13 protein-coding genes are annotated in these 13484 nt (G+C 48.1%); 8 read left to right on the forward strand and 5 right to left on the reverse strand.

Translation table 11 applies throughout. The annotated features are described in order from the left end of the window. Window positions 1-358 precede the first annotated feature (358 nt). The 5 genes from KW844_RS25060 to KW844_RS25080 all read left to right on the forward strand — a co-directional run bounded on the left by KW844_RS25060 (window position 359) and on the right by KW844_RS25080 (window position 6422). Entirely contained in the window at window positions 359-1648 is a 1290-nt protein-coding gene (locus KW844_RS25060) for an aminopeptidase P N-terminal domain-containing protein (protein WP_218379535.1), read from the forward strand. 54 nt (window positions 1649-1702) lie between these two features. Next, entirely contained in the window at window positions 1703-2473 is a 771-nt protein-coding gene (pssA, locus tag KW844_RS25065; protein WP_218379536.1) for a CDP-diacylglycerol--serine O-phosphatidyltransferase, read from the forward strand. A gap of 179 nt (window positions 2474-2652) precedes the next feature. After that, the gene (rsmI, locus tag KW844_RS25070; RefSeq protein ID WP_073077555.1) at window positions 2653-3321 is read left to right on the forward strand and encodes a 16S rRNA (cytidine(1402)-2'-O)-methyltransferase; all 669 of its coding nucleotides are present in this window, start codon (window positions 2653-2655) and stop codon (window positions 3319-3321) included. Window positions 3322-3385: 64 nt separating this feature from the next. Continuing rightward, the gene (locus KW844_RS25075; RefSeq protein WP_218379537.1) at window positions 3386-4462 is read left to right on the forward strand and encodes a winged helix DNA-binding domain-containing protein; all 1077 of its coding nucleotides are present in this window, start codon (window positions 3386-3388) and stop codon (window positions 4460-4462) included. A gap of 70 nt (window positions 4463-4532) precedes the next feature. Continuing rightward, complete coding sequence (locus KW844_RS25080; RefSeq protein WP_218379538.1) at window positions 4533-6422, forward strand: M1 family metallopeptidase; 1890 nt, start codon at window positions 4533-4535, stop codon at window positions 6420-6422. 89 nt (window positions 6423-6511) lie between these two features. Here the strand turns inward: KW844_RS25080 and KW844_RS25085 are convergent, their stop codons facing one another. Continuing rightward, window positions 6512-7078 carry a DinB family protein gene (locus tag KW844_RS25085; protein ID WP_218379539.1) on the reverse strand — a complete coding sequence of 189 codons (567 nt, stop codon included), beginning with the start codon at window positions 7076-7078 and terminating at the stop codon, window positions 6512-6514. 341 nt (window positions 7079-7419) lie between these two features. Here KW844_RS25085 and KW844_RS25090 point away from each other — a divergent pair, with 341 nt between their 5' ends. Beyond that, complete coding sequence (locus KW844_RS25090) at window positions 7420-7935, forward strand: hypothetical protein (RefSeq protein ID WP_218379540.1); 516 nt, start codon at window positions 7420-7422, stop codon at window positions 7933-7935. A gap of 14 nt (window positions 7936-7949) precedes the next feature. Here the strand turns inward: KW844_RS25090 and KW844_RS25095 are convergent, their stop codons facing one another. The 4 genes from KW844_RS25095 to KW844_RS25110 all read right to left on the reverse strand — a co-directional run bounded on the left by KW844_RS25095 (window position 7950) and on the right by KW844_RS25110 (window position 10823). After that, entirely contained in the window at window positions 7950-8336 is a 387-nt protein-coding gene (locus KW844_RS25095) for a hypothetical protein (RefSeq protein ID WP_218379541.1), read from the reverse strand. A 17-nt stretch (window positions 8337-8353) separates the two neighbouring features. Further along, a complete protein-coding gene (locus KW844_RS25100) occupies window positions 8354-8911 on the reverse strand; it encodes an RNA polymerase sigma factor (protein ID WP_218379542.1) in 558 nt (185 codons plus the stop codon). 110 nt (window positions 8912-9021) lie between these two features. Further along, window positions 9022-9651, reverse strand: a complete 630-nt coding sequence (rsmG, locus tag KW844_RS25105) for a 16S rRNA (guanine(527)-N(7))-methyltransferase RsmG (RefSeq protein WP_218379543.1) — start codon at window positions 9649-9651, stop codon at window positions 9022-9024. A 35-nt stretch (window positions 9652-9686) separates the two neighbouring features. Then, on the reverse strand, window positions 9687-10823 hold the full coding sequence (locus tag KW844_RS25110; protein WP_218379544.1) for a glycosyltransferase: 1137 nt from the start codon (window positions 10821-10823) through the stop codon (window positions 9687-9689). Between the two features lie 128 nt (window positions 10824-10951). Between KW844_RS25110 and tgt the strand changes: the two genes are divergently transcribed. Both tgt and KW844_RS25120 read left to right on the forward strand, forming a co-directional pair. After that, complete coding sequence (gene tgt, locus KW844_RS25115; RefSeq protein WP_218379545.1) at window positions 10952-12082, forward strand: tRNA guanosine(34) transglycosylase Tgt; 1131 nt, start codon at window positions 10952-10954, stop codon at window positions 12080-12082. Window positions 12083-12126: 44 nt separating this feature from the next. After that, window positions 12127-13218: an LptF/LptG family permease gene (locus tag KW844_RS25120; RefSeq protein ID WP_218379546.1), complete on the forward strand. Its 1092-nt coding sequence runs from the start codon at window positions 12127-12129 to the stop codon at window positions 13216-13218. Window positions 13219-13484 lie beyond the last annotated feature (266 nt).

Below are 13484 nucleotides of genomic sequence, written 5' to 3' on the forward strand. Positions count from 1 at the left end.
CCGCTGTTTGCGGATTTTGTTGCGATATTTTTAAAATGTTTCGCAAACATTGGAGGTTGTCAAAGCTATATTGTGTGAAAAAAACATTAAGTCCGGATAAAATAATTCTATAGTGATTTTATGGGGTTTATGTATTGATTCCGAGTAGCTTATATATATACCGGGGAGATGTGGAATTCTCAGGACAACGATTTCATTTTACTGCATTAATGCCCCGGTTGCCAAACCCCCGCCACGTGATCAACGTAGTAAACCGTGCAGGTGATCATCTCCCTAAAAAAAATACCTTTTATACATTTACCTAAGCCCAAACTGACAAACTTTCCCTAAGTTTGAACCCTCATTGAAAATTAGAGATATGAAGAATCTGCCTTTGGACCCGCAGCTGTTCACAAAGAACCGCCAGCGATTTGTGGCCAAAATGAAGCCTCACTCAATTGCTATTGTCAATTCCAACGATGAACTTCCAACCAATGGCGACGCACTGTTCAAATTTAAACAGAACTCCGACCTGTACTGGCTTACAGGCATAGACCAGGAAGATACCATGGTAGTCCTCTACCCGGATAATCCTGATCCCAAATACCGCGAAGTATTGGTGCTGGTGCGCCCTAACGAGTTGAAAGAAAAGTGGGATGGCAAACGCCTGAGAAGAGAAGAAGCAACCGCAATTTCCGGAATGACCACCATCGTGTGGCTCGACGCCCTCGACGCACTGCTCCAGCAATGGGTGCACGAAGCGGAAAATATTTACCTGAACACCAACGAAAATAACCGTAAATCCAACTACGTTCCCGTTCGCGACTATCGCTACGCCGCCGAAATGAAAGAACGTTACCCGCTGCACAACTTCCTGCGCGCCGCCACCATCTTCAAAGAACTGCGTGCCGTTAAATCGCCGGAAGAAATTAAAGTAATGCAGGTAGCCATGGATATTACCGAAAAAGCATTCCGCCGTGTATGCGGTTTCATTAAACCCGGCGTATACGAACACGAAATCCAGGCAGAAATTGTACATGAATTCCTGCGCAACCGCTCCGCAGGAGAGGCTTATGGCTCCATCATCGCCTCCGGCGACCGCGCCCGCACACTCCACTACGTGTTTAACAATGCGGAGTGTAAAGATGGTGAACTGATCCTCATGGACTTCGGTGCTGAATATGGTGGCTACAACGCTGACCTCACACGGACGGTGCCTGTTAACGGTAAGTTTACACCCCGCCAGCGCCAGGTATACGATGCCTGCCTGCACCTGCACCACTACGCCGTTTCCATTCTCCGCCCAGGCATCACCCTGGCTAAATACCATGAAATGATGGGCGAAGAAGCTACCAAAGAATTCATTAAACTCGGCCTCCTCACCGAAGCCGATGTTAAAAACCAGGACCCTGAAGTACCTGCCTACCGCAAGTACCTCTACCACGGTATCTCCCACCACCTCGGTGTGGATGTACACGATCTGGGCCCTTCCTTCCTCCAGCCAATCCCTGAAGGAGCAGTGCTCACCATCGAACCTGGTATCTACATAGAACAGGAACAAATGGGGATCCGTATCGAAAATAACTACTGGATCACCGCTAACGGCAACGTGGACCTGATGAAAAACATCCCGATTACCGCCGACGAAATCGAAGCTTTAATGAAATAATAAAACCGGCCCCTCACCCAGTGGGGGGCTTTTTTCGCTAACTACAATTGCAGCATGCGACAAATACCCAATATTATTACCCTATGTAACCTTTTTTGCGGAGCCCTGGCTATTATCTGCGTGTTACATGCGCCCGAATTCAGGGCCGATTTTAACGGTACCGACTATACGGTGATCACTCCCGCACCTGTTTACTGGGCTTCTGCACTGGTAGTACTGGCAGCCGTGTTCGACTTCTTCGATGGTATGGTAGCCCGACTCCTCAACGTGCAATCCCCCATGGGTAAAGAACTGGACTCACTGGCCGATGTGGTTACCTTCGGCGTAGTGCCAGGAATGATGCTGTACCGGCTCCTGCGCAGTGCCTATTTCCAGGAACCCGATGTTTTCGATGTATCGGTCGTGAACCTGGCTCCGGCCTTACTGGTGCCCTGCTTTGCCGCATACCGCCTCGCAAAATTCAACCTGGATACCCGCCAGTCCGAAAACTTTATTGGCGTGCCTACCCCCGCTGTAGGCCTGCTGGTAGCTTCTTTCCCGCTGATAGTACTGTTCAATCCCTATAATCTCGGACACTGGTTCCAGAACATATGGGTACTGTATACCATCATCGCATTACTCTGCTACCTCATGGTCGCAGAAATACCAATGCTTAGTCTTAAAGTGAAAGAGAAGTCGCTGAAAGCAAACTGGACACGGTTATTACTAGTCGTACTGGCCGTTGTAAGTATTCCGGTACTGAAGTTTGCCGCCGTGCCGTTTATCTTTGTCGTGTACGTTATCTTATCGCTATTGTTCCCGCCAATGAAGGCGAAACAGGCGTAATCATTTTTTTGACGTAGGTTTGTAAAAACCCGGAGAAGTAAGGGGCATCGCCACTTACCCCTCCGGGGGCTTACTAAAAAGTAAAATGAAGGGGCCAGGCACCGTGTAAACGGGTTAGTTTCCTTTACCTGCCCGGCAGGGATACATTTTTAGTCAGCCTCCCGCGCAAAAAAATAATAATGAAATTAATAATCGTTCCATCTCCCATCGGCAACCTCGCTGATATCACCTACAGAGCAGTTAAAGTACTGGAAGAAGCCGACCTTATCCTGGCGGAAGATACCCGTACCTCCAGTGTATTGCTCCGTCACTACAACATCAACAAACCCATCACACCATACCACCAGCACAACGAGCATAAGGTAGCCCAACACCTGGTAGACCAGCTCCAGCAAGGTAAATCCATGGCCCTGCTCACCGATGCCGGTACGCCCGGTGTATCCGATCCCGGCTTCCTGCTGGTAAGAGAGTGTATCCGCAACGGTGTTCCCGTGGAATGCCTGCCCGGCGCCACCGCCTTCGTGCCCGCCCTGGTCAACAGCGGCATTCCCATGAACCGCTTTATTTTCGAAGGTTTCCTGCCGCTGAAAAAAGGTAGGCATACCCTGTTTACACAACTGGCCACGGAAGAACGTGCCATCGTATTTTATGAATCGCCTATGCGGCTCGTACGCACCCTGGAAGACCTGATCCAATACTTCGGAGCCGACCGCCAGTGCTGTGTTAGCAGGGAGCTCACCAAAATGTTTGAAGAAAATAAAAGAGGTACCCTTCGTGAAGTAGCTGACTACTTCAAAGAGAAAGGTGTGAAAGGGGAAATTGTAGTGGTGGTACAGGGCGCAGAATAATTTTATAACTGCTGACATAAGGCTGTCACGGCCCGCTGGTTATTTTGTGATATAAACTACTCCGATGCTTATATCCGATATCGCACGTTTACGATTACACGCACAACAGCTGTCGCATCACGGCTATAAAACGCCGCAGGCGCTGGTGGCCTACATGGGGCCCATGCAGGCGCAGGACTACCATGCAGGCAAATACGCCATAGGCACACGTTTGCCCGCTGCAACCCTTCCGGCTGTGGAAAAAGCCATCCACCAGGCTAAAATTATTCGTACCTGGGTATTCAGGGGTACCCTGCACCTGATGGTACCGGAGGATATCCGCTGGATGACGGCCCTCGTGAAAGATCGCCTGCAGCAGCGGCTGAAAGCCCCGGAAACGGCACTTGATGTGGACGCAGCGGTATATCCTAAAATATTTAAACTCCTCCGTAGCGAAATGAAAGGCGGCCGCCAGCTGCTGAAAAGTGAAATCGAAGAACTGATCACCCGCCATAAATTCAGTAAAAACTACATGATGTACCTGCTGCAGCGGGCATCCCTGGAAGGAATCATTTGCCACGGCCCGCTCAAAGGCAAGCAGTTTACCTTTACCCTGTTGGATGAGTGGAGTCCGGGTACCAATGCAGTTTCTGCCGAAGCTGCTTTGGGCATGCTGGCCACACGGTTCTTTACCAGTCACGGACCGGCCACCGTAGCGGATTTTATGACCTATGGAGGTATTACCCTGAAAGAAGCTAATGTGGGCCTGGAAATAGCCCGGCCATCCCTGGAATGTATCACGCTTGATAAGTCGGTATATTGGTGTAGCAAAGGATTGCAGCAATCAGCCGGGCAAGTGCCACCCGCCCTGCTGCTACCCGCTTTCGACGAAATCCTGGTGGCCTACAAAGACCGCTCCGCCATGACGCCGGATGCCCATAAAGGAAAGGCAATGACCTCCAACGGTATTTTTCATCCGATCATGCTGCTGAATGGCCAGCTGGCTGGCCTCTGGAAACGTACTATTGTTAAAGACTGCGTAGACATTGAGCTACAGCCCTTCCATCTCCTTAAAAAAACAGAAAAAAAAGTATTGGAGGCCGCCTGCCACCATTATGCGAACTTCATGCAGCTGCCACTCAGGCATATCACCTACGCCTGACCGCTCATACAATTGCACCACTTCTTATCTTGAATTGTTTATTTTCGCAGCCTGAACAAAATCTAACAGCATGAAGCACCCGGTTATCGGAGGCTGCCTGGCACTGGCCCTCGCCACAGGTAGTTGGTTACAGCTGCAAGCACAATCAGACCGCTGGCAGCAACGAGTGAAATACACGATGGATATTAAGGTTGACGCGCCTGCAAATAAATTCACGGGTAAGCAACATCTGGAATATTACAACAACTCTCCTGATACGCTGAAGAAAGTATTCTATCACCTTTACTGGAACGCATTTCAGCCAAACAGCATGATGGACGTGCGCAGCCGCGAGCTGGGAAAAGTGGTGATCGGGAAAAGTAAGGCAGGGACGGATGTACTGGACTGGGACGGCCGCGTAAAAGATCGTATCGCTAACCTGAAACCGGATGAAATCGGCTACCAGAAAATCATTTCTCTGACCAGAGATGGAAAGCCGCAGGCATTTAAAGTGGTGGAAACCATACTCGAAGTGCCTTTGGATAAACCTATCCTGCCAAATTCCAAAGCGGTATTTGACATGGAATTTGAATCGCAGGTGCCGGTGCAGATCCGCCGCAGTGGCCGTAATAACAATGAAGGGGTAGATTTCTCCATGGCGCAGTGGTATCCAAAAATGGCCGAATATGATTATGAAGGCTGGCATCCTACGCCCTATATCGCACGAGAGTTTTATGGGGTTTGGGGAGATTACGATGTCACTATTCACATGGATCGTAAATACACCATTGCCGCTACCGGTTACCTCCAAAACCCGGATGTAGTGGGACACGGATATGGTAAACCCGGCGCGATGGTAAAACGTCCTGCCGGCGATATTCAAACCTGGCAATTTATTGCACCTAACGTACACGATTTCGTGTGGGCGGCTGATACGGAATACAAGCACATCACCCAGGAAGTAGATGGCTTTACAGCGCATTTCTTCTATATCGAAAATGATAAAACCAGGGATACCTGGCCTGCATTGGCAAAAGCGATTCCTAAAGCCTACGCCTATATCAAAAAGCATTACGGCGCTTATCCTTACAAGCAGTACTCCTTTATCCAGGGCGGCGATGGTGGTATGGAATACCCGATGGCAACCCTGATCCTCGGTAACGGTACCGCCTCCGGCTTATACGGCGTGGCTATGCACGAATGGATGCACAGCTGGTACCAGGGTATGCTGGCGACTAACGAAAGCCTGTATCCCTGGATGGATGAAGGTTTTACCACCTTTGCAGAAGAAAATACCATCTATAACACCGTGGATAGCCTGAAAGGCAAATGGCCAATGGAAGATACCTACAACGGCTATATCCGCCTGGCAAAAAGCGCTTTCGAAGAACCTGCTACCACCCACTCTGATCATTATAGTTCCAACTACGGTTATAGCAACAACGCTTATCGTAAAGGAGCCGTGTTCTTAGAGCAGCTGGGTTATGTAATCGGAGCGCAGGTGCGCGACAGTGGCCTGATCCGCTATTACAACGAATGGCGTTTCAAACATCCGAATGCCAACGATTTTGTTCGCGTGATGGAGAAGGAAAGCGGTATTCAGCTGGACTGGTACAAGCAGTATTTAATCAATACCACCAAGCATATCGACTATGGTATTGACTCTGTAGCGGCCAAAGGCAATAAATCTGTTATCCGACTGCGCCGCATTGGTGAGTTCCCGATGCCGGTTGATCTGTTGGTGACAGATAAAAGTGGTAATAAAACGATGTATTATATCCCGTTGTCGATCATGTTTGGTGAAAAACCAAATGAAGATCCGGCGGTAAAACGTGTGGTAAAACCAGGCTGGTTCTGGACGCATCCAACCTATGAGGTGGAAGTGGAACTGCCGTTTAATCAGCTTAAATCTATTGAGATAGATCCTAGTCAGCGACTGGCGGATCTGGACAGAAGTAATAATAAGGCAGTAGCCGAATAGTTATCAGCCTTTCGTTTATCCGGGCACCCGGATAAACGAAAAAGCCCCATCGCCGAAGGTGATGGGGCTTTTTCGTTATTAAAAATTTACTAGAAAATTAGTTGCTGTAATTGATTCTCCCAGGCCTGCGCATGCTGTTCCTGGAACTTCAGTTTTTCCAGGTGATGCTGATTATGATGCGCTGTAAAATACAGCATTTCACGCACCGTAAGTTTACCAAGCAAAGGGTGTGGGAGCCGGTATTTATCCAGGTCATTTTCCGACCAGTTACTTAACTTTTCTTTCAGCCGGTACTTTTGCCCGATGAAGCTTTGTAATAACGGCTGGCGTTGTGCGTTATAGATAACGGCGGGTTGGTAAGGCACTGTGGTAGTGGCTCCTTGCGCCAGTTTATCCTGGTAATGTTGTACCAGCACATCGTAAGAACGGGAGGGTTGTGGACTGACTCCGAAATACCGGAGGGTGAACTTAGGAAATCCCATTGCGCTGGTTACTGGTCTTACCGATTTGATAAGATGATCCATTTGCTGACCGGCAGACCATTTCCCATAAGGAGATGCAGTAAATCGATGATCTGGCAGCGTGTTTACATAGTCGACGAAATTGTCGAAGCTTTTGTCAAGTAGAGTTTGTATCTCGTGCTGGTTCAGGTACATAGGAAATTCGATTTAAAGGGTACAAAAAAGTCACAATACCTGGGCGCCTTTAGTCAATATACCTGGGCCTTATTGCTAGCTCCCTGAAGTTACGCCAGTTTTTGCAAGCCGCCAATATATTGTTTAATGAAATATTTAATTTTAATTATAGCGGATGAGTTAGAAATATATAATCGCTTTAAAAACTTCACATGTAGTTAAATATAATACGAACAATGGATTGGTGTCCTATCTTTCCAATATTTTATATATATTTATTTCAGCTTTTAACCATATAACCGTATTCATTGGAACCATATCATGAATTAATTCACACGGTGTACGAATATATTCCCAGGGGGATGAATCCTACTACCGATATCGAAGCCTGGTCCAACACTTCTGCTACGAAGCGCTTAGCTGAAAAATGGGCAGCGGCGCAGGCAGATACCACTGTATGGCTGCAATTTTGTGCCTTCATGGTGGCCGTTTACGGAAAATCCAGGGTGGCAGATGTTACAAACCCACATGGCATAAACCGTTGCCGTCAGTTGATAATCGACGTGAGTCGTGATGCAGGTAAGGCGGATAAACTGGTGATCAGCTGGAGTATTCTTGCGCCGTATTATGAAGTGTACCGCTCCACAGCTGATCTGGTAACGGAAGGCGGTGAGCCCCGGCTGATCAATCGAAGTATTAGTTATGATATTTCGCCCGATTGGGGGCCTGATACAGCTGAGGAGGTCAAAGCATTGTATGATTACAATTATCTGACGCCGTTTGCAGGCTCAATTATTATTCCGGACATTGCTTTGACCTATGCTGATTTTGGGGAAGTAACGCTGGCGAAAGCTTTATTTACAGAGCAAATAATTTAATTTTCGGGGAGATGCTATTGGAACTTCTCCTTATTTTCTTCGTCCCGGGCATCGGGTGTCCACCGGTTCCAGCCCCTGCAACGGTCACGCATTTTATCACGTAGTTCCTGTTGGTCTTCTGCGGACATATTCTGCCATTTATCGCGGAAGCGATCTTTCCATTCTGCACGGCGGCTGCCGAACCTGCGGCCACCATTGTTATGCCAGCCAAAGAGCAATTTACCCAGTAACAGTAAGCCAAAGGCTTGCCAGTAGGTGACTGCCGGACCATTGAACAACTCTGGTATCAGCCAGTTCCAAAGGGTCATCGTCACGAAAATTACAGCAGCTACAAATGCGATTCCGCAAAGGCCCATCAGTAATTTTGTTTTAAAATCAAACCCACGTCTGAATCGTCCCATATAAAAAGTCAGTTTAATCAGTTATTAACAATTTCACGATACAGTTCTCCTAATCGCTCCCTAAGAAACAATACTGCATAGCGTTTGCGGGAGAGTAGTGTGTTTATACTCACGCCGGTTTCTGCACTCATTTCCTTGAAAGATTTACCCAGAATTTCGTGGCCTATGAATACTTGTTTCTGCTCGGAAGGCAGGTCTTCAATGGCAGCTGTAATAGCTTCTGAAATGATTCGCTGCATCATGGGCGTATCGGCTTCCATGGAGGTATCAGCGATGATTTCCGGCAGGAAGAGGACTTCTTCTCCTTCTATTTCATGTGTATATTCTGCAAAAGGAGTTTCTTTCTTCTTCCTGAACCAGTCGGTAATCCGGTTGCGTGCAACGGAAAATAACCAGCCGGTAATGGAATCAACCTGGCTTCCCAGGCGGAGATATTCTGTGAACTGATAAAGTACGTCCTGCAGGATATCCTCGGCATCTGATACATTGCTCACCCGCTGACGGATAAAGTTGAGCAAGCGCTTGCTCTCCTGTTTTACCGCCGCTTCTATACGCTCATTTTGCTCTTGGGCCATAACTGTATTTGATAGGAGCAACTGTTTCATCTTGTTATTGAAGACGATCCAGTATGCCGGATATTTTAGCAGATGCAGAAATTATCAACGCGGGCTCCCCAAAAAACGGTCTAGTTCTTGGCCATCACAATGTATTTCGTCTTGAAACTTTCTTCGGGGAAGATGTCGTATATGTCTATTAACCTGGGTCTGAGTCCACTTTCGGAGATTTCCTGGGCAAGGTCGCCGCCTTTGAGGCAGATCAGCCCTTTTTCGAACTGCTTGCCGGGAATGGTGGATTTTTTCATCAGGTGCTTGCTCCAACGCCAGAGGTCCCCTAATGGAGCCACGGCCCGGGAAACAACGATATCGAATTTGCGGTTTTTGATTTCTTCTGCGCGTGTGTGCGCGGCAGTTACATTTTTGAGGCCCAGCTCAGCGGCTACACCTTCTACCACTTTAATCTTTTTACCTATGGAGTCTACCAGGTGGAACTGTACTTCAGGGAAGAAGATCGCCAGCGGAATGCCGGGAAATCCACCACCGGTGCCCAAATCAATAATCTGGGTGCCTGGTGTGAAATCGGCGATGGCCGCAATGCTCAGTGAGTGTAATACGTGCTTTTCGTACAGGGCATCAATATCTTTCCTGGAAATGACGTTGATCTTCTCGTTCCATTCGCTGTACAATCCCTTTAACGCTTCAAACTGCGCCAGCTGTGCCGGCGTGAAGTCGCTGAAATACTTTAAAATAATCTCCATGCTGCAAAAATAAACTTATTCCACAATGAACAAGCTTACCAGCGGTTTTTGGATTTAATCAAAAGGGCAGGTGTAAATACCACGTAATACAGCAGCATGAAAATATCCATGAACCAGGCATATTTAAACAAGTCTCTTTCGTCGAGCTTGCGCATGGCGCAGAAGTTGATGATAGTCTGAATCAGTAGTTTACCGCCAAAAATACCCAGGGAGTACCACAATAGCGGCGCTGGGAAAAACAGGGTAAATATGAATGCCGGGTAAAAGAGGAAATGCGTTAAGGAAAACAGGCCCAGCACCATTTTGTGGAAAAAGCGGTAATGCTTTCCAGTGGTCATATGCCTGGTTTTTTGCCTGAACCAGCTGTTCCAGGATGTTTTGGGCTCGGAATAGGTGAATGCTTTTTTATGAATCACCACGCCTACGTTTTTGCGGTTGGCGGCAGTGTTTACAAACAGATCATCGTCGCCACCGGCCAGATGCTGGTGACTGGTAAAGCCCTTGTGACGGTAAAACAGCTCCCGCTTGTAGGCCAGGTTGCGGCCCACGCCCATGTAGGCCATGCCGCTCATGGCGAAAGACAGGTGCTGCAACGCGCTGAAGAAGGTTTCGTAGCGGATCACCTTATTGAGAAAGCCCGGTTTCTTATGGTACGCGCCATATCCCAGCACGATCTCCTTATTCTCTGTAAAACCCTGACTCATTAATGATAACCAGTAAGTACTGGCCGGTTTACAGTCCGCATCCGTCAGCAGCACATTTTCATGTGCCGCACCACGCAGGCCCATCGACAACGGAAATTTCTTCCCGGGGATAAACTTAGCGGGTTGTTTGATTTCTATCGTCCGGTAATGTGGATAACCGGGCTCTATGGATTGGAGATAGTAACGGCTATCGTCTTCGGAGTTGTCATTTACCACAATCACCTCATAATCAGGGGTCAGGTGATGATGATAGCGCTGCTGCAACACTCCGGGGAGGTTGCGCTGGAGATTCAATTCCTCATCCTTGGCACAGATGATAACTGAAAATTTCTCAGCCGGCGGCTGGTCCTGCTCAAATTTCCGGGAGTAAAAAGCTACCCTGGAAAAGATGAAGAGATAATAGCATATCTGAATTCCTGCAATTACGGCAAAGGAATATAAGGCAATTTCACCCAGATGGTCAAACATAATGGAGGCAAAAATATAATAATTTTAATATCTGTAAAAAGATAAATTATTTAACGTTTAAACTGCTTTGTAATAATGCAGAATTCGACCGGCAAATCGGTATCTTTGCACGCTGAAATGGAAATCTCGTGAATTTTGAACTGATAACCACAGATAATGGCAGTAAGGCCAGGGCTGGGAAAATTACTACCGCCCACGGAGAAATAGAAACACCGATATTTATGCCGGTTGGTACGGTAGGCAGCGTGAAAGCGGTGACCCAGGAACAACTGCGCGACGCGGTGCAGGCCCAGATTATCCTGGGTAACACCTATCATCTTTACCTGCGCCCGGGGCTGGAAGTACTGTCCAAAGCCGGCGGACTCCATAAATTCAACGGCTGGGACCGGCCAATATTAACAGATAGCGGCGGATACCAGGTGTTTTCCCTGGCTAACAACCGGAAAATCAAGGAAGAAGGGGTGGTGTTCCAGTCCCATATCGACGGATCACGCCACCTGTTTACCCCTGAAAACGTAATGGACATACAGCGCACCATCGGAGCCGATATTATCATGGCTTTTGATGAATGCCCGCCGTATCCCTCCGAATACAGATATGCCCGTAAATCGATGGACCTGACCCATCGCTGGCTGGACCGCTGTATCAAGCGCCTCGGTGAAACAATGCCGGCCTACGGCCACGAGCAAACCCTGTTCCCGATCGTGCAGGGCAGCACCTATAAAGACCTGAGAAAAGCCTCGGCGGAATTTATTGCCAGTCGCGGCGCGGCTGGTAACGCCATCGGTGGCCTCAGCGTAGGAGAGCCTGAAGAAGATATGTACGAAATGTGCGAACTGGTATGTGATATCCTCCCGGTAGAAAAACCACGCTACCTCATGGGCGTAGGTACCCCCTGGAACATCCTGGAGAATATCTCCCTGGGCGTGGATATGTTCGATTGTGTTATGCCAACGCGTAATGGCCGTAACGGGATGCTATTTACCTGGAACGGGGTCATCAACATCAAAAATAAAAAATGGGCGGACGACTTCACGCCTATCGATGCCAACAGCGAATGCTTTGCCACCCGTGATTACAGCAAGGCCTATATCCGCCACCTTTTTGCGGCCGGAGAAATTTTAGGCATGACGCTTGCCAGTGTTCACAACCTGGCATTTTACCTGGAACTGGTGAAAGAAGCCCGCAAACAGATTCTTGCAGGCACTTTCAGCACCTGGAAGCCGAAAATGATTGCGCAGTTGAAAACACGTTTATAATACCAGTCATTCAAATAATCCAATAAACTAATATCTTTGGGTTCATGCCGAAATTAATTACGAAAATAGACTGGTATATATTACGTAAGCTGATAGGTACCTTTATTTATTCGCTGGCGATCTTTCTCTTGATCTCCGTGGTAATTGACATTACGGAGAAAGTGGACGACTTTATGAATAATAATCTTTCACTGCGGCAAATCGTGGTGGACTATTATTTCGGCTTTATCCCGCACATTCTGGCGTTACTGTTTCCGCTGTTTATCTTCCTGTCTGTTATCTTTTTCACTTCTAAAATGGCGTACCGGTCTGAGATCATCGCTATTTTGAGTGCCGGCGTAAGCTTCAGACGTTTCCTGCGCGCCTACTGGATGGGAGCCTTCCTGTTTGGAGGTATCCTCTGGCTGGCAAACTTCTGGGTAGTACCCAATGCCAACCGCATTCGTACAACCTTTGAAAATAAATACCTCCGCAGTCACGATAACCAGAATACACAGTTCGACCGCAGCACCCGCATCGACAGCTTCACCTATGTAACCTTCGGCACCTATGATCCCAACTACGGCAACGGTTCTTCCTTTGTATTGCAGAAGGTGAAAGGGCAGGAGGTGACTTTCAGGATGCGTGCCGACAGGGCCTCCTGGGATAGTACCGCTAAAAAGTGGCGACTGGATTATGTCACCATCCGCACCATGGACGGACTGAAGGAAACCTGGCAAAGTAAGCAGGATACCATGCTCAAGATAGCTTTGACTCCCAAGGACCTCGTAGAGGAAAAGAATATGCAGGAGGCGATGACCACCCCTGAACTTCGCCGCTATATAAAGCGGGAGGCTATCAGAGGGGCAGAAGGCCTCAATACCTATTGGGTGGAATATTACCGTAGAACCGCAGCTGCCGCGGCAGTGGTGGTGCTCACACTGATTGGTGGCATCATTGCCGCCAAAAAGGTGAGGGGCGGTAGTGGTTTACACCTGGCGGTAGGGATTGTGATCAGTGCTACTTATATCATTGCCCTACAGTTTGCGACGGTATTTTCCGTGAAGGCGGACCTGAATCCCCTGCTGGCAGTGTGGATACCGAATTTCATCTTCGGGGGGCTCGCGATTTATTTATACAGGAAAGCACCTAAGTGATGCTATCAGGATAAATTTATTTGAAACGGCCCGCGGTTGCGGGCCGTTTTTGTTACCCAGGCTTTCATCTCAGCCTTCGGCAGAGATGAAAGCCTGGGTAGTGGTAGGGCTATCGGCCCTACCACTACCCAAACATGGAGAAGAATTTAAGGGCTGGCAGGCCGGCCCCGGCCTCCGGTGCAATTTCTGCTACAGAAATTGCACCACCAACAATGCAGAATCATCAAAAAATCCTATCCCTATTTTCAATATTTTCAATTCATTCT

The sequence above is a fragment of the Chitinophaga sp. sic0106 genome (assembly GCF_019219075.1).
Taxonomy (GTDB): domain Bacteria; phylum Bacteroidota; class Bacteroidia; order Chitinophagales; family Chitinophagaceae; genus Chitinophaga.